20 protein-coding genes are annotated in these 22,016 nt (G+C 28.2%); 15 read left to right on the top strand and 5 right to left on the bottom strand.

Annotated features, from left to right (window positions below; genetic code table 11):
- Positions 1-5: 5 nt before the first annotated feature.
- Together pcp and tnpA are read left to right on the top strand one after the other, a co-directional pair.
- Entirely contained in the window at positions 6-647 is a 642-nt protein-coding gene (gene pcp, locus GAN53_RS08580; RefSeq protein ID WP_151410680.1) for a pyroglutamyl-peptidase I, read from the top strand.
- A gap of 207 nt (positions 648-854) precedes the next feature.
- A complete protein-coding gene (tnpA, locus tag GAN53_RS08575; protein WP_151409439.1) occupies positions 855-1,325 on the top strand; it encodes an IS200/IS605 family transposase in 471 nt (156 codons plus the stop codon).
- Positions 1,326-1,462: 137 nt separating this feature from the next.
- Here the strand turns inward: tnpA and GAN53_RS08570 are convergent, their stop codons facing one another.
- Positions 1,463-1,720, bottom strand: a complete 258-nt coding sequence (locus GAN53_RS08570) for a hypothetical protein (RefSeq protein ID WP_151410679.1) — start codon at positions 1,718-1,720, stop codon at positions 1,463-1,465.
- 334 nt (positions 1,721-2,054) lie between these two features.
- Here GAN53_RS08570 and GAN53_RS08565 point away from each other — a divergent pair, with 334 nt between their 5' ends.
- The 8 genes from GAN53_RS08565 (at position 2,055) to GAN53_RS08530 (ending at position 12,370) form a co-directional block, all read left to right on the top strand.
- Positions 2,055-3,803, top strand: coding sequence for a hypothetical protein (locus GAN53_RS08565; protein WP_151410678.1), 1,749 nt, complete (start codon positions 2,055-2,057; stop codon positions 3,801-3,803).
- Complete coding sequence (locus GAN53_RS08560) at positions 3,793-5,118, top strand: ATP-binding protein (protein WP_225791853.1); 1,326 nt, start codon at positions 3,793-3,795, stop codon at positions 5,116-5,118. The genes GAN53_RS08565 and GAN53_RS08560 overlap by 11 nt, the downstream gene beginning before the upstream one ends.
- Positions 5,115-7,211, top strand: a complete 2,097-nt coding sequence (locus GAN53_RS08555; protein ID WP_151410677.1) for a DEAD/DEAH box helicase — start codon at positions 5,115-5,117, stop codon at positions 7,209-7,211. The genes GAN53_RS08560 and GAN53_RS08555 overlap by 4 nt, the downstream gene beginning before the upstream one ends.
- 92 nt (positions 7,212-7,303) lie before the next feature.
- Positions 7,304-8,041 (top strand): hypothetical protein, encoded by a 738-nt coding sequence (locus GAN53_RS08550; protein ID WP_151410676.1) that lies wholly within the window; start codon positions 7,304-7,306, stop codon positions 8,039-8,041.
- A 30-nt stretch (positions 8,042-8,071) separates the two neighbouring features.
- Positions 8,072-8,824, top strand: coding sequence for an ABC transporter ATP-binding protein (locus GAN53_RS08545; RefSeq protein ID WP_151410675.1), 753 nt, complete (start codon positions 8,072-8,074; stop codon positions 8,822-8,824).
- Positions 8,821-10,719 (top strand): FtsX-like permease family protein, encoded by a 1,899-nt coding sequence (locus GAN53_RS08540; protein ID WP_151410674.1) that lies wholly within the window; start codon positions 8,821-8,823, stop codon positions 10,717-10,719. The genes GAN53_RS08545 and GAN53_RS08540 overlap by 4 nt, the downstream gene beginning before the upstream one ends.
- A 2-nt stretch (positions 10,720-10,721) precedes the next feature.
- A complete protein-coding gene (locus tag GAN53_RS08535; RefSeq protein ID WP_151410673.1) occupies positions 10,722-11,393 on the top strand; it encodes a response regulator transcription factor in 672 nt (223 codons plus the stop codon).
- Entirely contained in the window at positions 11,390-12,370 is a 981-nt protein-coding gene (locus GAN53_RS08530; RefSeq protein WP_151410672.1) for a sensor histidine kinase, read from the top strand. Before GAN53_RS08535 ends, GAN53_RS08530 begins: the two co-directional genes overlap by 4 nt.
- Before the next feature lie 53 nt (positions 12,371-12,423).
- Here GAN53_RS08530 and GAN53_RS08525 read toward each other — a convergent pair whose 3' ends face one another.
- Together GAN53_RS08525 and GAN53_RS08520 are read right to left on the bottom strand one after the other, a co-directional pair.
- Positions 12,424-13,347, bottom strand: a complete 924-nt coding sequence (locus tag GAN53_RS08525; protein ID WP_151409469.1) for an IS3 family transposase — start codon at positions 13,345-13,347, stop codon at positions 12,424-12,426.
- Entirely contained in the window at positions 13,281-13,820 is a 540-nt protein-coding gene (locus GAN53_RS08520; protein WP_151409470.1) for a helix-turn-helix domain-containing protein, read from the bottom strand. The genes GAN53_RS08525 and GAN53_RS08520 overlap by 67 nt, the downstream gene beginning before the upstream one ends.
- A 141-nt stretch (positions 13,821-13,961) precedes the next feature.
- Between GAN53_RS08520 and GAN53_RS08515 the strand changes: the two genes are divergently transcribed.
- From GAN53_RS08515 to thyX, 4 genes are all read left to right on the top strand, one after another.
- Positions 13,962-14,975, top strand: coding sequence for a transglutaminase domain-containing protein (locus GAN53_RS08515; RefSeq protein WP_151410671.1), 1,014 nt, complete (start codon positions 13,962-13,964; stop codon positions 14,973-14,975).
- Between the two features lie 19 nt (positions 14,976-14,994).
- Positions 14,995-15,921, top strand: a complete 927-nt coding sequence (locus GAN53_RS08510; RefSeq protein ID WP_151410670.1) for a hypothetical protein — start codon at positions 14,995-14,997, stop codon at positions 15,919-15,921.
- 94 nt (positions 15,922-16,015) lie between these two features.
- Positions 16,016-17,179, top strand: a complete 1,164-nt coding sequence (locus tag GAN53_RS08505) for a YrzE family protein (protein WP_225791852.1) — start codon at positions 16,016-16,018, stop codon at positions 17,177-17,179.
- A gap of 92 nt (positions 17,180-17,271) precedes the next feature.
- A complete protein-coding gene (gene thyX / locus GAN53_RS08500) occupies positions 17,272-18,030 on the top strand; it encodes an FAD-dependent thymidylate synthase (RefSeq protein WP_151410669.1) in 759 nt (252 codons plus the stop codon).
- Between the two features lie 81 nt (positions 18,031-18,111).
- On the opposite strand, the gene GAN53_RS08495 is transcribed toward thyX, so the two are convergent.
- Positions 18,112-19,965 (bottom strand): acyltransferase family protein, encoded by a 1,854-nt coding sequence (locus tag GAN53_RS08495; protein ID WP_151410668.1) that lies wholly within the window; start codon positions 19,963-19,965, stop codon positions 18,112-18,114.
- 67 nt (positions 19,966-20,032) lie between these two features.
- Positions 20,033-20,722 carry an aspartate/glutamate racemase family protein gene (locus GAN53_RS08490; protein ID WP_151410667.1) on the bottom strand — a complete coding sequence of 230 codons (690 nt, stop codon included), beginning with the start codon at positions 20,720-20,722 and terminating at the stop codon, positions 20,033-20,035.
- Positions 20,723-20,804: 82 nt separating this feature from the next.
- On the opposite strand from GAN53_RS08490, the gene GAN53_RS08485 reads away from it, so the two are divergent.
- Positions 20,805-21,995: an ATP-grasp domain-containing protein gene (locus GAN53_RS08485; protein ID WP_192574105.1), complete on the top strand. Its 1,191-nt coding sequence runs from the start codon at positions 20,805-20,807 to the stop codon at positions 21,993-21,995.
- The last annotated feature ends 21 nt before the right edge of the window (positions 21,996-22,016 follow it).

Here is a 22,016-nt window from a genome sequence, read left to right as displayed (position 1 = left end):
TTTAAATGAAGATTTTATTAACAGCCTTTGATCCTTTTGCTGACGAAAAAATAAATCCAACTTTAGAAGTCCTAAAAAAAATAGAAGATAATATCTTAAATGTACAACTAATAAAGTTAGAATTGCCAACAGTCTTTGGAAAATCTTCAAAAATTTTAGAAGAAAAAATCAAAGAAGTAAAACCAGATGTTATTTTATCACTAGGTCAAGCAGGCGGAAGATCAAAAATTACAGTCGAAAGAATTGCGATAAATGTAGACGATGTAAACATCAAAGACAATGAAGGAAATAAGCCAATCGATCAAAAAATTAGAAATGATGGAGAAAATGCATATTTTTCAACATTACCGATAAAAGCAATTGTTGAAGAGATTAAAAAAGCAGGAATTCCAGCAGAAATTTCAAATACAGCAGGAACTTTTGTATGTAATCACATTATGTATGAAGATTTATATTTTGCAGAAAAATATGGCAATATCAAAGCAGGTTTTATTCACATCCCATTTTTGCCAGAACAAGTAATAGATAAAGATATGCCTTCTATGAATATAAGTGATATAAAAAAATCCCTGGAGATAGCAATAGCTACTATAATAAAATACTCAAATAAAGACGATTTAAAAATAAGTGGGGGTTCTACTCATTAATTTTTCTAAGCAAAAGAGGATGAACATTTGTTCACCCTCTTTTTTTGTTGTTGTTTCACTTAAGTGAGTTGAGCGAACGAAAGAGAGCGAAACAAAAAACCACCTGCTATGCAGGTGGAGGGATTTAGCTTTAGCTTCAAGCACCAAGAAAACCTCCTTAAAGTATAATTGTGATATTCACATGCACAATTAAATAAGGAGGCACTCATGGATAAAAATACTTTATCACATACAAGCTGGAGATGCAAATATCATATAGTTTTTGCGCCAAAATACAGAAGACAAGTAATATATAGACAACTAAGAAAAGATATAGGAAGCATACTTCGAGAATTATGTTCAAGAAAAGGAATAAACATAATAGAAGCAGAGCTATGTCCAGATCATGTCCATATGTTGTTAGAAATACCACCAAAATATTCAATATCACAAATAATGGGATATTTAAAAGGAAAAAGTTCGCTGATAATATTCGATAGACATGCAAACTTAAAATATAAATATGGAAACAGACACTTTTGGTGTAGAGGATACTATGTGGACACAGTCGGTAGAAATGAAAAGAAAATAAAAGAATATATACAAAATCAATTAAAGGAAGATTATTATACTGACCAAATAAGTATAAAGGAATACTATGACCCGTTTACGGGAGAGTCAGTAAATAAAAACAAATAAAAAACTGCTTAAGCAGTAGTTGGGATAGTGGTGCATGCGATGGAATACTCGACAGCCCCAATAGGGGCGTGCCGGTATTCGCGCCTTATAGGCGCTTTGCAAACTACCAGCTAAGCTGGTAGTTTTGATTTTTAAAATTATTTGTTGTCGTCAGTTTTTTCTTCTGTTGATTCATCTGTGCTTTCAGCTGAATCATCTGTTTTTTCTGCGTCATCTTTCTTTTCATCAGCTGGAGCTTCTGTTGTTTCAGCTGGTGCGTCTTTTGTTTCATCAGCTGGTGCTTCAGTTGTTGTTTCTGCTGGTTTTTCAGCATCCTTGTCAGCGTCTTTGTTATTTCCGCATCCTGCAAAAGCAAATGTTGCAGCTAGTGCTAATGCTAATAATTTCTTATTCATTATTTTCTCCTTTTCTTCAAAGAAATCTTAGTCGATTTCAGTGATGAGATAATTATAATAGCATAATAACAAAAAGTCAAATATATTTATATTTTATATATATTTAAAAAACTTAGGGAAAATATTAAAATAATTAATTGCATAATAAACTATTTTATTTAATTTTTTCCAATGGTTAGTTAATTAAGCCTTTAATATTTTCTATTTATTTTCTAATATATTAATTTTTAATTTTTTGAATTTAAAATTCAAATAAATATATAAGGAAAAATAATAGTAAAAACAGTATAATGAAAGATAGTTTAGAAAGATAAATTAGGATGGAGCTGAGATTTTGGAATTCGATGATATAAAAAAAATAGTGAACGAAATATTAGAAAGTATTTCAAAAATAAATGATAAAAAAGAAATAAAAAGAAAATTAGATAAATCTTCATTTAAAGGAGTTATTGATATTTCATTAGATGATGAGATAAGAATCCCAAAAGAAAAATTCACCTTTGAAAATAAGATTAAAGATAAGAGATATTGGTTATTAAAGTTAGATTTATATTACAAAAATCCAGCAATGAGAATTGAGCAATTAAATGAATCCACGCTTAATATGTATGTTTGTTTGTGTAAGATTTTAGAAAGTTATTTAAACGAAAAATATGAAACTATTGCAAGATTGATGTTAAAGCTTAGAAGAAAAGGAATAAATTTTGATATTTACTACACTCTTTATAATATAGCTTTAAATCAAGTTTTAAATTTTTATAATCCTCTATACAATAAAAATGCCGAAAGATCTTTTGAAATTTTAGAACGATATATTTCAAGAGAAGCAAGTCTCTTAATAGAAGAAAAGGCGAAAGAACTTGAAAAAAACTTAAAAGCACCAGATAAGGAAATCAGAGAATATTTTAATCTTACAGAAAATAATAGGGTTAGTCTTTGGTGGGACGTTGATGGGAAAAAACGAGATAAATATAATTTTTCAAAAGAAGAAGTTCTTGGCATAAATCAAACGTCAAAAAGATCAAATAATTTGTGGAAAAATAAAGAAGTATTTGAGATATTGATGGATTTATTTCTTAACACAATTAGAAAAGTTTTTGATAATGACAAGAAAGTTAGAAATTTAATAATAAATATAATAAGTCCTTATCACACCTCGAAGCTAATTTTAGATGCTATATTGCAAATAAGTGAGAGGAATCTTAGAGAAAAATTCACTTTTTTTACATCCATAAAAATAGACAAAGCGCTAGATTATATAAATTCTATTGATGATGGAAATTTGCTAAATTTTATAGAGAAATGTCAAAAAGAATATTTAGAGAAGATTCCTCAAGAAAAAACAATAGATATCTATAAAAATTATTTCCAAAAACATCCTGGAAAAATTAATGATCAAGTAAATTTTGTTGAAAAATTGCCAATAGAAGAAAAAATTTCATATATGAAAGAAATTGAAAATTTTCCATCTTTTGAGAAAATTAACCAAAAACTTTTAACTAAGGAAAATGAAAATAAAATCATAGGTCTTTACTATATTTATAATTTAAAGGAAAATACCAAGGTTTATGACAAAATTTTATTTCAAGTTATAAATGAAGACAATTACCAAGATTTCATAAAACTTGTTAAAAATTCTAAGCTTGATATAAAAACCATAGAAGAGATTAAAAAATTAAAAAATCAAAAACCTAAAGTAATTAATATAAATAAGAAAAATCTTGACAAATCAAGGGAAAATCTAAAGAAAACAGTTGATCTTATTGGTGAATTTATTAGTGAAAATGATGATTCAATTTCTTGTGAAGATAATAAAAAAGAAAATATAAAAGCAGAACCTCACGATTTAGAAGCTGAGATTAAGAGCATATTAAATACATTAGTTAGAGAAGATCATATTAATTTAGATGATTTTGACTATTTGGCAAATGAAAATGGCTTTACAAGAAATAGCTATTTAAACAAAATAAACGAAATTTTATTTGCTTATACAAGTGATCAAACATTGTTAATAGACAATGGAAAAATTATTGTAGATCCATTTTATGTTGAAATAATAAAGGAGTATGTAAGTGGAAATTAAAATTAATCCCAAGCAGGCACAAAACATAATAAAATCATTGGAAGGTGGAGTAGTTCCAGAAATTGGAGTAGAGCATCTTTTAGTTGGTAGAAACAAAGAAGTTAGTGAAGTTATCAATATCTTGGATACAATTGCTGATGGTGGATCTGATATAAGATTTTGGGTAGGAGATTTTGGATCAGGCAAAAGTTTTATGTTAAGCACTATAGAAAATTTGGCACTACAAAAAGATTTTGTCGTTTCTACCTTAGATTTGAACCCTTCGAGAAGATTTTATGCTACAGATAGAAAAGCGGTGGCCTTATATAGTGAAATAATTGATAATATAAAAACAAAAGCAATAAAAAATGGCAACGTTCTTGATGCTATAATAGAAACTTGGATAAATCAACTTTGTCAAGATCTGTCTACTTCAAAAAATATAGAAATTGATCAGCTTTTAGCTGGAAAATATCAAGATGAAATCAAAAATCAAATATATGAAACTCTTGCAAAATTTAAGGCTGTCGGTCTATCTTATGAATTTGGACAAGCTTTAGTTAAATATTACGAGGGTTTTATTAACGATAACAGAATCCTAAGAACCAACGCCATAAGATGGCTAAGAGGAGATATAAGCACAAAAACTGAGTCCAAAAAAATTCTTGGAATCAATCAAATAATTACAGACGATAATTATTTTCAGGCAGTAAAAAATATGAGTGAATTATTTCTTGAAATCGGATACAAGGGTTTTGTAATTAATTTTGATGAGGCGGTAAATCTCTACAAATTGCCATATTCTGTAAGTAGAGAAAGAAATTATGAGAGAGTTTTAAATATTTATAATGAAACTAAATCAAATCAAGCAAGAGGCTTATTTGTAAATTTTGGAGCGACGAGAAAAACAGTTTTCGATACAAATAGAGGAATGGCTTCTTATGGTGCTTTAAAAGGAAGGCTTGGAGATGAGGATAGCTTAGATAATAAGCTCATTAATACCAACAAAACAGTTTTGCCTTTAAAACCTTTGACCAATGAGGAAATCTATACCTTGCTTGAAAATTTACTAAATGTTTACAACGTAAATTACAAAGAAATGATAGAAATAAGCCATGAAGAGATAATAATGTATATGCAAGGTCAACTAAATAGGCCGGGTGCTGATGAATTTTTAACTCCAAGAGCTGTTATAAAAGATTTTATAGAAATTCTTGATCTAAAAAGACAAAATCCAAACGAAGATATTAAGGATATTATAAATATGAAATTTAAAAATCTAACAAGCGTAAACAAGGATCCAGATAATTTGGATGATGATATAGAGATAATATGACAGATTCTTATAGCTTATTAAATAGAGATTTAAGATTTTATATACACGAAAAAGGCTGGCCATCTCTAACAAAAATTCAAAATGCCTCAATAAAAGCTTTTTATACAACAAATAACAACTTGATCTTATCTGCTCCAACAGCTTCTGGAAAAACTGAAGCTTGTTTTTTGCCTGCCATAAGCAAGGTTAGCTCTTGGGATAAGGGAATAAAAATTTTATATATTTCACCTCTGATCGCCCTAATAAATGATCAATTCAAAAGAATTAGTGATATGTGTTTGGATATGGATATTCCAATAACAACTTGGCATGGAGAAGCAAGTCAAAGTAAAAAAGAAAAAATAATAGCTAATCCGAGAGGAATTGTCCTAATAACACCAGAATCCATAGAAGCAATGCTTGTCAACAAATCTGAGCTTGCAAAAACATTTTTTTTGGATGTTGAATATATAATCGTTGATGAAATCCATAGCTTCTTGTGGGGAAATAGGGGATTGCAATTAAAATCTCTCCTTGAACGAATTTTAAGATATACAAACAATACTCCAAGAATGATTGGCTTATCAGCGACAATTGGCGAAGAAAATTATAATTTAGCCAAAGAATTTTTTAAAAATGGTCTAGATACAAATATTTTGGTTGACAAAAGTAGAAACGACCTTGATTTTACAATCGATTATTTTAATACAGAAAAAGTTTCGGTGGATGTTATAAGTAAACTAAGAGAATATGCTCTTACCGGTCCTATGTTAATTTTTCCAAATTCAAGAGATAAGGTTGAAACAATTGCGGTTAAACTTAATCAGTTATTTAAAGAAAAAGGCGAAGATATTAAAGTTTTTGCCCATCATTCCGCAGTCAGTAAGCAAAAAAGATCAGAAATTGAAAATTTTGCCAAAGAAGCAAAAAAAGAAAAATTTGCCATTTGTGCAACTTCTACACTGGAGCTGGGCATAGATATCGGAGCTGTAGCAAGTGTTAGCCAATATGGTTCAGCTCATAATGTATTAACTCTAGCCCAAAGACTAGGTAGAAGTGGAAGAATTTCAAAAACATCAATCCTACATCAAATTTCAACAAATCCATGGGAATTACTAGAAGCTCTCGCAACAATAAAACTTTATCAAGATTCAATTCTGGATCCAATAGAGAAAACTACAAAAGCTTATGATGTATTTGCTCACCAAATTTTATCAAGTTTACTTGAAAATTATGGAATAGATATAGATGAATATAAATATTTAAATAAAATATTGACTAGTTTTTCTGACATTACAGATGAAGAATTTGAAAAAATCAGCGAATTTTTGCAAAAAGAAAGCTACATAGAAATTATCGAAAATCAAGTAATAGCAGGAACAGCTATAGAAAAACTTATGACAAAGGGAAATTTTTATAATCAATTTGTATTAAGTGGAGTTTATAATGTTTATAATGATAAGGGCAAAATTGGAGAATTGGAAATAAGACCAGAAGTACAAGTTGATAGCAATATATATTTGGCTGGCTCAATCTGGAGAATTACTCAAATTCTATACAAAAATAAAAAAATTTTAGTAGAAAAAGCCAATGCTGGCAAGGCACCAAAATTTTCTGGGATTGGAGATATGGATGTTTCAAAACTTGTTAGAAACAAAATGAAAGAAATTTTAAAAAATCCAGATAAAGCTTTTGATGATGATAAGATTAATCAAATAATAGATAATTTGAAAGAAGAATTTTCAGATGATGATTATTTGTTTGTAGCCGGAAAAGATCAGATCTCTCTTAGAACTTTTCAAAGCTCAAAGGTAAATAGAACCCTTGCAATCATGCTAAATATAGCTTCAAATAGCAAAAAATTTATAAATGATGAAGTTGATTCATCAATAAAAGGACCTGATATTATCAGATATTTTGATGAAATAAGAATAAAAAAGATAGAAAAAAAAGATATTTTTAAATTTTTTAAAGAAAATGAGCTATTCTTACAAACATACCTCAATGCCAATAAATACATGGTTTTAGTGCCTGATGATTTAAAAATTGATTACATAATAAGAAATAGATTAGATCTAGAAGCTTGTTACCAATATTTAGCAATAGGCAATTAAAATTAAGATATTTTATGATTTCTTACAAAACTTGTAATTAAATTTAATATTATATTGTGATATTCTTAAGATACAAAGAAAGGAAGGATATTATGAAAATATTAAAAACTTTATTGGCTATAGGTGCAATAGCTCTAACAGGTGGATTTTTATTAAGCACAAATACTAATGACAAAGAAGATGAGAATGAGCAAAAAAGGGAAGAAGTAAAAGAAATCATAGAAAATGCAGATGAAACTACAAGAGAATTTATCGATGTTTTGTTAAACAAAGAGGAAAAAAGTGAAGTTTGCTATTGGAATGTAAAATCAGATGATGGATCAATCGATTATACTTTGGTAAAAGCCTACGATAAAGACGGAAAAATTGTAATAGATGGTTCTTACAAGGATAGTAGAGGTTATATATTTATTAAAAATGGAGGAGAATCATATTCTCTCAATTTAGAAAAAAATATATACATCAAAAATAATGTCGATAATTTTAATGCTGATCAAAGTGCAGGCCAAAATTCTCTATCTTATAAGGAAAAGTGCATTTATGATGCCTTAGCCATAGAAGAATGTTTTAAGGGAAAAAGAGAAGAGATTTTGGAGAAAACTGATTATGGCTTTAAAAAAACTATAAAAGATGACTTAAACTATGGCTATTACTTATATGATGAAAATGGTGATTTATTTGAAACATATTTAGAAAATAGTGAGGGAAATATAACTACAAAATTAATCGATAAGTCAAATGACATTGAAGGAATTTACAATCAATTCTATAGCTTAATGGAAAATATGCAAGAAGCAGAAGATTTTGCAGCGGTAAAAGAAGATCATTAAATTAGAAGCCAAAGTCTATAAGAGGAAAAAATGGAAATAAAAAAAATATTAGAAGTTAAATACTTAAATAAAATATACGGCTTTGGCAAAAACTCTCAGAAAGCAGTAAATGATGTAAGTTTTGATCTGTTGGATGGTGAATTTTTGGGGATAATGGGAACTAGTGGGTCTGGGAAAACTAGTATTTTAAATATGATTTCAGCAATAACTAAAGCAAGTAATGGCGAAATTATTTACAAAGAAGAAAAGCTTTCTAGTTTTTCTAAGAAAAAATTATTAACTTATAGAGGAAATGAAGTTTCTTATATTTTTCAAGATTTTAGATTGATTGAAAGCCTTACAGCCCTAGAAAATATCATTATTCCCCAAAAAATTCACGATAAGGAAATAGATTTTGAAAATATTTATAAATTGGCAAAAGAATTAGAAATATATGAGATTTTAAATAAATATCCAAACAAATTATCTGGCGGAGAAAAACAAAGAGTTTCAGCCCTTAGAGCTTTAGCAATTAATCCTCAAATAATTTTGGCTGATGAGCCAACTGGAGCTTTAGATTCTTACAATTCAAAAAAACTTTTAGAAATACTAAAGGGATTTAATCAAACATACAAAAAAAGCATAATAATGGTAACTCACGATAGCTATGCAGCAAGCTTCTGCCAAAGAATACTTTTTCTTAAAGATGGTAGAATTTATAACGAAATTAGCAAAGATGATGATGAAAATCAAAGAGAATATTTAAATAGAATAACTCTTTCAAGCAAACAAATAATAAAATGACAAATACGGAAAAAATCAGCTTTAATAAAAATATAATAAAATCTAAAGAAAATATTATAAATATCTTAATTCTTGTAGTTTCAACTATTTCTTTTTATTCATTGCTTGCTATTTCAAACAATGAATTGTTTTTAAATATTTATGATGATAGCAAAAAATCTTTGCTTATAGAGCTACTTTCCATAAATATAATATCATTTGTACTAATTTCCACACTTATTATTTATACCAATCTAACAAATTTAAAGAGTAAGCGTTACGATATCAACGTTCTATTGCTTAATGGCATTGGCTTTAAGAAATTATTTAAAATTTTACTAAAAGATCAATTTGGGAAATTTTTCGTATCGCTTAGTCTTGGTTTGGTTTTGGGAGTTTATTTATCAGAATTTATAAACCTAGCCATGGTGAAAGTTTTTGACCTGAATATATACGCTTATAATTTCAATATTTCGCAAAGAGCAATTTTTATAACAATTATTCTTATAGCAATTTTAGAAATTGTTTCTGTTTTTATTTTTACAACGAAAGTAACAGGCAAATATCCCGGGGATAAAATTTTGAAAAATAAAAGAACTTCAAGTTTTTTGATTATTTTAATAATGGTTGTCCTTGGATCTTTAGCCACATCTGTTAATTTAATATTTAGAGAAGAAATTATATTTATCATAATTACAAATTTTATCCTATTATTTTTAACATATAATATTTTTTTACTCTTGCTAAGAAAATCCAATATTTTGTTAAAGAGTCAATTTAGATTTTTTATAAAAACAAATAAAATCCTAGCCTTTTTAATTTTAATTATGCTTAGCCTATCCATTATAATGATATTTAAAGGATGTGTAAATCTTTATAATGTAGAGACAGATGGAAAGCAAAGACCAGATTTTACCGTAGTTTCAAATGAAATAAACAAAGAGGACCTTTATAAAATCGAATCAATCAATAAATACGTCAAAGATATTTATCCTATCAAACTTACTAAAGAAGTTAGGGTAAATGAAGAAGAATTTTTATATAAATATTTTACACCCAAAAATATATATGTGGAAAGTGTAAGAAATTTAAGTGTAATAAATTTTTCAACTTACAAATCTTCCTTTAAAAATAGCAATATAGATAAACTTGATAATGATCAGGCGATTTTTTTGTATGACAAATTTTGGAAAGAATCAAATATAAAATTCGACTCGATTTTAAGCACTCAAACTAGCAAAATAACAATAGGAGCAAATCAATTTGAAATAATTCATGTGGACAAGGAAGATAATTTATTTGCTAATGACATACTTGCCCGCACAGATGTTTATGTCCTTAGTGATGAGATTTATGAAAAATTTTTTAACAATGAAATTTATGGATATAACCTAATTTTAAAAGAGAATATCTTGGGAAATCTTGATAATAACAAGATTGCAGAAATACTTAGAGAAGATTTACTTAACTTACATTTAAGATTTGAAAGTAAAGTTTGGATGCTAAAAAATAATTATACAGAGATTTTGCGATATATTTATACTTTGTTTTACATGGCTACAATATTATTTTTTGTAGGATGTTCTTTTTTGATAATTAGTATCTATAATTATATTTTAAACAATAAAAATTCTTACAAAATCCTAAAAGATTTGGGAGAAACTGCTGAATCTTTATCAGAAATGTTAAAAAAATTGATTAATTTAATATTTGTTCTTATAATTATTGTAATATTAGCGGAATTTGCCCTAAATATTTTATTTAATCAAATGACTGGAATTTGGAGTATTTATAGTTACCACTTATCTAATTTTAGGGAAATTATTACTATAATTACAATAATCAGCCTTTTAATTTTGATAATTATTAGAAAGATAATTTTTAAAATATCTGTAGTTGTGGTGGAGGATCTTTGATAATGAAAAAAATTATGATAGTAGAAGACGATCAATTTCTAAGAAAAGAACTGATTAATATTTATCAAACTAATAATTTCCTTGTGGATTATGTTGAGGATTTTACAAATCCTGTAGAATTTATTTATCAAAAATCTCCAGACTTAATAATACTGGATATAAATTTGCCAAATATTTGTGGTTATGATTTGATTACACAAATAAAAGATACTTCCAAACTACCAATTCTAGTTCTAACCAGTAGAAACACCTTAGAAGATGAATTAAATAGTTTAAATCTAGGAGCAGATGAATTTATTAATAAACCTGTATCAGCCAAAAGATTATTAGCAAGGTCTCTAAAATTATTAAAAATTTACGATGATTTTAAGGATCAGATAAAAATTAAAGATTTAAGTTTAGAAATATCTACAAATAAAGTTTCCTACAAAAATTCCTACATTATTTTAGCCCAAACTGAAGCTGATTTACTTAAATCTCTAATAAAAGCTTACCCTAAAACTTTAAGCAAAGATGAACTTCTCATGGGAACATGGAATACTATTTATATAGATGAAAATATTTTGCCTGTAAATATTGCAAGATTAAGAAAAAAATTAAAGGCCTTGGGTCTTTTTAATGTCATAGAAAATGTTAGATCTGTTGGCTACAGGATAAATGCTGAGGAAATATGAAATTAAGTTTTATAAAAAATTCTAAATTACCGATATTAATATTAACAATCCAGTCTTTGATATTTATTTTGATAATGTATCTATTAAATGGCAAACTTTTTAATAAAGTTATATTTTTTATAATATTATCTTATTTTATTGGAGTTGGGATAATTGTATTTTCTGAAATAAATAAAAGCAAAAAAATAAAAAAATTAATAAGCGATTTTGAAAAAGAACCATCATATAAAACTTTGGACAAATTGTTAAAAGAAGCTGGCGTGGACTACAGAAATATTTTAGATGATATTTATATAAAAAATAAAAAAAGAGAAGAAAAATACCAAAGACAAAGAACCGAGCTCTACGATTACAAAGATTTAATTGAAAGATGGGCTCATGAAATAAAGACTCCTATTTCAATAATAGATTTATTAATAGAAAATCACAAGGAAGAAATTTCAAGATATTTTTTGGAAAGTCTTTCATATGCTAATAGTTCGCTAAAAGATAATATTAATCGCTTGTTGTATTATGGGAGATATAATGTCAAAAAAATCGACTATAAACTCAAAGACCTAAGTCTTAAAGACGCAATAAATGAAGCTATGGAGAATTATTATTCGATAATTAACGAAAGAGAGCTGGTTGTAATAGATGAAAGCTTGGATATTAGACTAATCAGTGATTATAATTCGCTTGTTTTTATAGTTTCTCAAGTCCTTAGCAATGCTTGTAAATATGCAAAAAGTAAAATTAAAATTTATAATATAAGCAAGATGGAACTTTGCATAGAAGATGATGGTGATGGAGTTTACCAAAAAGATTTAGCTTTTATTTTTGAAAAAGCTTATACTGGCAAGAAATCATCAAATACAAGCTCAACAGGCATGGGTCTATATTTGGCAAAAGTTTATGCAAATGATCTTGGCATAGATTTATCAGTAAAAAATAACGAGAAAGGTAAATTTATTATATCCTTAAATTTCCAAAAATAAGCAGACTATAAGAGTGAGCTGCACCCATAAACACGGAATAACTTAATAATATTTTAAGCGGAATGTAATCTGTAATCAACAGGGGACATTCCGTTTAATTTTGCCTTTATCCTGTCTTCATTGTACCATTTGATGTATGATTCTATTTCTTTTCTTAATTGTTCATAATTCTTAAATTCTACACCGTAGTACATTTCTTGTTTGAGTAGACCAAAGAAGTTTTCCATTGGTGAATTGTCTAGACAATTCCCTTTTCTTGACATACTTTGTCGTATGTTTAGTTTTCTTAGCTTGCTAGACCATGAGCTATGTTGGTAATGGAATCCCTGGTCTGAGTGTATTACTAAGTTGTCTTTAGTACTAATACCTTTTATTGCTTTGTCTAACATTGAGTTGGTCAGTTTAATAGTTGGGTGATGGCTTAGTGTATAGCTAATTATCTCACTGTTGTAAACATCTAGTATTGGTGATAGGTATAGTCTTTCTTCACGTCCCTTGATTCTAAATTCTGTTACATCTGTTAGCCATAGTTGATTTGGTCTGCTGGCTTTAAAATTACGATTTACAACATTAGGAGCTACTTTGCCTACCTGTCCCTTGTAGGATGAGTATTTTCTTGATCTAGTTTTAAATTTAGTGCATAGGAGTCCTTCTTGTTTCATGATTCTTAGAACTCTTTTATGGTTTACTATTAGACCCTTGTTTCTTAGGGCGGTATTTACTCTCCTGTATCCATATCTTCCTTTGCTGGCTTTAACTATTAACTTGATTTCTTCTTTGATTTCTTTGTCTTTGTCTATTGGATTTTCTAATTTGCTCTTCCGCTCATAGTATGATGATTTAGGAAGTTTTGCTACTGTTATCCATTCACTTATCTTTGTACCAGGGTGTTCTTCTAGAAGACTTAGTATTATCTTTGTTTTTTCCTTGCTTCTGCTTCTTCTTCCAGTAGCAAGGCTTGAAACTTTTTTTCGAATAGTATTTGCATTTTTAGAAGTCTATTTTCTTCTCTAAGTCTGATTAGTTCTTCTCTTTCAGTCTCTACTATTGGTTTTTGATTCTTAGATTTCTTATCTGCTTTAGACATATCTTTATTAGGCCTTCCTCTATTATCTTCTAGCCCAGATAAACCACGTTGTTGATATGCTTTCTCCCAGTTAAATATTACTGATCCATTGCTGATATCAAAATGTTCTGCGGTTTCTCTGTATGATAGATTATTGATTTGCCTATATTGTATTACAGATAGTTTAAATTCACTAGTGTATTTATTATTGTTTAGCTTTTTAGATAAGTTATCAAAGCCTCCTGAGTTATATTTGTTAATCCAATTTTCTAGAGTACTATCAGGTATGTAATATTTGTTTGCTATTGCAGGTCGCCCACCTGTTTCACCTGATAAGTATTCTAGCACTAATCTAATTTTAAATTCTTTTGTATATTTTGGCATGAAAAAACCCCTCCATCCGTATTCCGGATTTTGGGGTTCGGCTCAAGAGGTCTGTTTTTTTTATGAAAACTTTAATAAAACTTAACATATTAAAATATTATAAAGGGTACAATGTTATTAAATATTAGATAAGGGATTAATATGAAAAAGATTATTTATCTACTGGCTATTCTTATCCTAACATCTTGTAATTTAAAGACAAAAATGGCTGGCATTAAAGCTATAAATACTAATGATAGTGGCTATGAAGAAGAATCAAAAATTAATAACGAGAAGGTAATTTTAAAAAGTCCAAAGCTTAAAAATCCAAGTTTTACCGCCAGAAAATTAGATTATCAAATTATAAAGCCGGATTTCCTACTTAAATCACGATTTAAAGATATCAAAACTCAAAATAAATTTGGGAAAATGATGATGGAATATTTCGATGAGGAAAATTTAACTTTTTATGTAAGTAGGATTTTAACCGAAGCCATAAAAGATCCAAATGTAAGCTTAAAAACTGATTTTGATGGCAAAATGGAATTTATCAGCGATTTGTTTTTATTATCGCCTTTTTATTCACAAGGGATGATGGAGCCTTATATTTACTACGATTATTATTTTAATGAAAATACTTTTTATTTAGAAAATAGGGTTGAATTGGAAGATTTTACCAAAACTTATATTAGCAAAGAAGAAAAGGAAATTGTAGATAAACAAATAGAAACTCTCCTTGACTATGCAAATAAAAATTTCACAAAAGATTATGACAAAGCCTACTATTTTGCCCAATGGTTAGCAGAAAATAACCAATATCAATATAAGGGTTCTAACAACGACTATATAGAAAATAATATTTACGGAGCTTTTGTAAAAGGCAAAAGTCAATGTTCAGGTTTTGCCCAAAGTTTTACGATTCTTTGTCAAAAAGTTGGAATACCATGTTATTCAGTAACAGGAAATACTGATCATCAATATAAGGCAAAAGATTATTCTGCAGACCATCAATGGAATGTTATAAAGTTAGGAGATGATTGGTCTTATGTTGATATAACTGGAATGGTAGCTAATGGTAGCGACTTTTACTATTATTATTTTGATAGATCAAAAAATGAATTTACGGATTATTATATAAGCGAATTTTTTAATGATATTGAAGATTATATTAGATAATTTTAAAGGCAAGGTGTAGATGGAACTTACAGATAAATTTGAATATGACGATTGTAAAAATAAAAGTAAATATCAAATAAAACACGAACAAATACCTATCAAATTAAGCGATGACTTAAGAGAGGCTATCTATTATTTGCTTTGGTATGTACCAAATATTAGCTCAGAGCAATCATCTGTCAATGAACTCTTACTAAACAAACAATACGATGATTATTTATTTTTAGAGCTAATGGAAGCTATGAATTTAAAAGATGAAGACGTATTATTTACAGAACATATAGAATATGAACAAATTAAGCCTTTTTTGGAAGAAGTATGCACTGAAACTGCAAAGCTAATTTTAACTATATCTAATAACGAAACAAAGGTAATGGCATTACTTAGACATATTAGAAACGCCATAGCTCATGGAAATTTTAACGTAATTGATAAGGTTTTGCTAGGCTTTGATATCAAAAAATATGATAAAGAGATTGAATATAGGGGATTTTTCAAGATAGATCCCAAAAATTTATTAAAAGCTCTAAAAAAAGTTCAATTTGATTATAATTCTCAAGAATTAGTCAAACAAGCCTTTAGAAAGTGTGGCTATTTTATTGAAACTTACGAAAATAAATACGAAAAAAGACATGAATTTGAATTATTCGCCAGAAAAAACGACAAAAAATATGCTATAGATATTAAAAATTATGAGTACGATCAAATGATTAAAGAAACTTATATAAATGATTTGATAACCGAATATGAGGGATTAATAAAATCAATTACACCAATTCTAATAATTCATTCATCGTATTTAACCAAAGCTAGTAAAAAAGAATTACTAAAGCATGATGTTATTATATTGGATGTAAAAAACATTAAAAAGATGATAGCTGGTAGAGATATGGTAAGTGAAATTCAAAGATATCAAGAGTTTAAATTGACTAAGAAGATGGACTGATGAAATTTATGAGAATAAGAATATTTTTAAAGTTTAAGCCTTTAGGGTATATTAGTAAGGCATAGAAATTTTATTTTTATAAAAAGGAGGAATTATGACAGAAAGAAAGAATAATGATTCAACAATACAAACATCTGAAGATGAGAAAATAAGCGTTGAAAGACCTAAACGTGAAAATAGAAATCCAAGAAGAGGAGAAAGAGTAGAAAGAAATCGTAAAGAAGCAAATTCATTTTTCGAAAAATCTATAAGCGTACTTCCAGCAGGAACTAACTTATCTTGGGGTTCAATTATTGCAGGAGCAATAGTTTCAGCCGCTTGTTTTGCAACTTTAAGCTTATTGACAGCTGCTTTAGGATTTGGAATTTTTTCACCGACAAATTCAAACCCACTTGCAGGAGTTGGTGTTGGAACTGGGATATGGACTGCAATTACCTTAGTCTTATCTTTCTTAGCTGGTGGATTTATAGCAGGATTTTCTGCTAGATCAACAGGTATGTTACATGGAGCTATTACTTGGGCTCTTTCACTTTTAATATTAGTAGTTTTTGTAATTAATTCTATAGCACAAGTTTTAGGAATGGCTTCAAATGTGGCAGGTGGCCTTGCAAAAGGTGCGGCAGATGTTGCAGGATCAGCAGTTACTGCATCAACCGAAGCTTTAAGCCTTGGCCTTGATAAAACGATTGAAGCTATGGGAGAAGTTGATACAAGTAAATTACAAGAAAATGTAGATAAATATTTAGCAGATACTGAAATACCAGAACTTCAACCAGATTATCTAAACAAACAACTAGAAGAATCAAAAGATGAAATAGGAAAAGCGGCAAAAGAGCTTGCACTAAATCCAGATAATGCTGGCAAAATTGTTTCTGACTTATCAGCATCATTAAAAGATAAAGCTCAAAAAATAGCTGATTCTGCTGATAAAGATGCTATTGCAAATGCAGTTTCAAATAATACACAATTAAATCAAACAGAAGCAGAAGAAGTTACTAACAACATTTATAATGGACTAGATGAAGCAAACAAACAAGCTCAAAAAGCTCTTGACGAAGCATCTAGTACTATAAATAAATTAGCAGTTGAAGCTGACAAAAAAGTTGAAGATGCCAAAAAAGAAGCTGAGAAAGCTTCAAACAAAATTTCAGCAGGTTCAGTTATCACTTTCTTAGGACTAATAGCTGCCTTAGCCTTATCAGCATGGGCTGGAAAAATGGGTGAAGATAAAGCTCTTGAATTAGTAAGAAGAAAATAATAAGCAAAAGAAGGCTACGGCCTTCTTTTTTTTTTATAAAATTTTTCCCTATCTATGATATAATGAAAATAATAAAAATCGGGAGGAAGAAAATGAAAGTAGTTTTATTAAATTATACAAAAGATGCAGAAGAAACTATAGCTCAAGCTGGAAAGCTTTGCTATTCGAGGGTTGGTGTAGACGAAATTAGAGAAAAACTAGATGAAAATTCAATAGAAAAATACATAACAATGCTTACTAATATGGGACATTTATCTCCAATTGAGCATGTAAGCTTTACTTTTGCAGTAGAAGGAGTTTCAAGAACACTAACTCATCAATTAGTAAGACATAGACTAGCTTCTTACTCCCAACAATCCCAAAGATATGTAAGATTAGATGATTTTCAATATATAATACCACCATCAATAGAAGAAAATCCGGTGGCGAAAAAATATTTCATAGAAGCAATGGATCAAAGCCAAGAAACTTATGAAAAAATTGTCGACCAATTATTTGAGAAAAACTATGAGGAATTTTTAAAAGAGGGAATTAGCGAGAAAAAAGCTAAATCATCTGCAGAGAAAAAATCCATAGAAGATGCAAGATACGTATTTCCAAATGCTTGCGAAACAAAGATAGTTTTTACAATGAATGCTAGAAGTCTTTTACACTTTTTCTCCTTAAGATGTTGCAATAGAGCTCAATGGGAAATAAGAGAACTAGCTTTTCAGATGGTAAAAATTTGCAAAGAAATCTATCCAAATTTATTCAAAAACTCTGGCCCAAATTGCCTAACAGGTCCTTGTCCTGAAGGCAAGATGACTTGTGGGAAAATCGAAGAAGTTAGAGAGAAATATAGAAGCCTTTAGTTATAATTAATGTAAAATAAAAAATACTCTCTGAAATTTGTAATTTACAATATCAGAGAGTATTTCTATTTATAAAAATATTTATGGTTGTATTTTATTTACATTTAATATTTTTCTCATTATTAACTTTGCAAAGCCATCTGAGCCTGGGATATTAGGATGAGTTCTATCTGGAGCAAGATAATTTGCCTTATCTTTGATGAAATTTCTCCAATCCACCAAATGAGCCTTGTCGTTTTTGTCGCAATATTTTTTGATTTCTTCATTTACATAATCCATATAAGATTGAGTGTGAGAAGTATTTACAAAATAAACATCACGACCTTCAGCTATTTCCATAATCTTATCCATATCAGAAACATTGGCAGAACCATTAGATCCTAAAGAAATAACAACAATATCTCCTAATCCTACATTGTTTTTTATGGATTGCAAAACCGCAGGTCCATCAATCATGTCACGACCAACTTTACCATCTAAATAAAAATTTGGTATGAATTTTCTGATATAGGAATCAGCATTTAAAATAACCGAATCTCCAACTGAACTTATAGAAATATTTGCCAAGTATTCTTTTTCTTTGTCTGTAAATTCAAAATCATCATAGGCTTTTTCAACAAATTCTTCTTTTTTGATTTCTTCTTCTTTTTCTTTTTCTTGCTTTTCCAAGTCAGCTTTATTGGCCTTTTCTATTTCTTCTTTTTTCTTTTTCTCAGCTTCTAATTTTGCTTTTTCATTTCTTTCTTTGATTTCTTCTTCATTTTGGGTAATTTCTTTTTTTAGATTGGCGATTTCTTCTTTTTTCTTATTGCCTATGGCAAGTGAAATTACATTTAAAATAATTAAAATAATAAATGTAGAAATAAAAAGTCTTATCTTTAGTTTTTTGCCAGAAAATATTTTATAAGTTATTTCTCCAAGAATTATAATTATCAAAAATTGTACAAGTATATTTATAAACACATTTTCAAAGATATTAGCAAGAAAATATGTGAAAAATATTTGAACAACATATTGCCACAAATAAAAATAATAACTTCTATCTCCAACATATAAGAGGAATTTTGTAAAGATATTATAATTACTTTTATCTATTAAAAATTTATCTTCAAATTCATATAAAGCTGTTACAAGTAGACCTATAATTATAGTGTAAGCAATAAAAAATAGTCCATATGAGCTTATTTTTCTTCCACTTATGATAAAAAATGGAATTAGCATTGCGAATATAAGGACGCTTATTGCAACAAGAAAGCTTGATTTTTTATTAAAGTAATTTTTCTTGAAATTCTTAGATAATAAAGCCAAAAGTCCACCTAAAGCAAAGGCAGAAAATCTTGTGTCAATTCCATAATAAATTCTTGTAATATCCTTCGGAGATTTGCCAAAATGTATAATAGCAGCAAAGCTAAGAATGGTTAATACAAAATAAATTATAATCTTTATTGAATCATTTTTACTTTTTGATAAAAGTTTATTTATTAGATAATAAATTCCGATAAATTGCATATATAGGGAAATGTACCACATGTGCAAAAATATATTAAAATTACCAGATTGATTGAAATAATCATCTCCAGCAAAAATTCTTCTAATATTTTCAAAATTAAAAGCAACAGGAAGTACAGATTTTATACTATCGTCAAATATTTCCCTAGCAAAAATCAAAGCGACAATCATACTTATGGCCATTATAAAATATATTGGCGCCATAATATTTGTAAATTTTCTAAAAAATAATTTAAAACTATAGGATTTCTTTTTCTGACTTCTTTCACTTAAAAATCCAGACAAGAGCAAAAAAATAATTACTGCCAAATATCCTCCTGGCAGCATGTGTGAATATCCATGAAATAAGGATATAGCAAAAAAGGCGATTGCTCTAAGTATTGTAAGCAAATAATATTCTTTTTTTAAAGTTTTTCTTCTTAACATAATCTTAACCTCGACAACAGATATATTATAACACAAAGTGTTAAGATATTATAAAGATTAAGAAAAATTATTTAAGTTCATATCCCATAGTAATAATGGATTTTCTGGCTAATATATCCATGGCATCAACAATATAATCCAAATTTTCAATTCCTTCTACCAAAGATAATTCTGTGCAAGCGATAATTATACGATCGACATCATGATCTTTTATATCAGAAATCATTTTTATAAATTCATCTTTTTTGGTATTATTTGTTTCTTTGATACTATAAATTGTTTCCATTATAAGATCTTTCTCTTCTTCGGATAACTTTATAATATTTATATCAAATTCATCTGCATACTTTTCGTATATTCCTGAATCTATAGTTCCTCTTGTTCCTAGAACTGCTATATTTTTTGCCTTATTTTCCTTACAATATTTAATTGTTTCATAAATCATATTTATAATATTTACATCAGTCATTTTTACAAATTCATCATAAAAATAATGCATAGTGTTGCAAGGAATTGCGATGTTTTTTGCAGATAATTGTTCTAAAGTTTTCAAATCTTCCTTTGCTTTTTCTAAAAGTAGATCTTTTTCTTTGCCAGTTAAAATAACACTGGTTCTATCAGGTATTTGAGGATCAGATAAGATAATCGTAGGAATATGGTCTTGATCCTTATTTGCCTTTGTATATTTAACAATTTTTTCATAAAAATGTGCCGTGCAAAGAGGGCCCATACCGCCTAAAATTCCTAATTTTTCCATAAAATCCTCCTAGTCAAAATATTGCTTTTTACATTATACGCTTATATAATATATAAAGCGATTAAAAGAAATGGAGAAGATAATGAACGAATTTTTACCGATTATACTTGGATCAGACTTAAATACATATTCAATAGCTCGTGAAATTCATGAGGCTTATGGGATAAAATCAGCGGTTGCTACATCTATGATTTTAGCTCCTTGCTTGAATTCACAAATAATAGATTTTTATAAAAGAGATAATTTTTCCAAAGATGAAGATATTTTTTGTAAAACCTTAAATGAAATTTACGCAGATAATAAAGATAAGTACAAGGAATTTATTATATTTTCTCCAGATGATAATTTTAGAAATATAGCTATTAGAAATAGAGAAAGACTGGACTTTGAAGTTCATTTACCGTATGCAAATCTTAATAAAATTGATGAATTACTCACGAAAAATTCTTTTTATGAAAAAATAGCCGAGCTTGATCTTGCTCCAAAAACTTTATTAGTTAACAAAGAAAATTATAAGGATCAAGATTATCCAGAAGATGTCTATATCAAGGCAAATAACGATATATTTTATAAAAAAGACAGATTTGATGGTTGGCAAAAAGGCTATCATTCTAAATCAAAGGATCAAACTATAAAAATAATAGAAAAAATTTACCAAAATTCATATGACGATGAAATACTTGTCCAAGAATTCCTAAAAGGAAGCGATGGAACGGAATTTAATGTAGATGGTTATAGGTCAAAAGATACTATTAGTATTGCAAAATGCAAAAATATTCTATTAGATAAGAGAGTAGAGTGGATTGGAAATTACGTTGCAAAAATTGACACGGATGAAGAAATTCTAGTAGACTATGCCAAAAAAATTGTAGAAACTTTAGGAGTTTATGGATTATTTAATATAGATTTCAAAAAGGATATAGAAACAGGCAAATTTTACGCTTTTGAAATAAATCTTCGCCAAGGTCGCAGCCATTATTATGCTACACAAAATGGAGTGAATTTATCAAAAATAGCCATAGAAGATCAAATTTTTGATAATCAACTAGAAATTATAGGGGATAAAGCTTTTTCCTATTACAATTTAAACTTAAAAGAAACTATAGATAACTTAGCTATTAATTTTAGAGATGAATTTACCCAAGAGAAACGCATGGAAAATGCTATAAATCCGCTAATTTACGATAAGGATATGTCTTTTATGAGAAAGATAAAAATCCACAAATACCTTGATAGATTAAGCAAAGAAACTTTTGCGATAAAAGAAATATAAAAACTCCAGCATTAGCTGGAG

Source organism: Anaerococcus sp. Marseille-P9784 (assembly GCF_902500265.1).
Taxonomy (GTDB): domain Bacteria; phylum Bacillota; class Clostridia; order Tissierellales; family Peptoniphilaceae; genus Anaerococcus.
The sequence above is the reverse complement of the archived record's forward strand: the minus strand, read 5'-3'. Positions and strand labels throughout refer to the sequence as shown.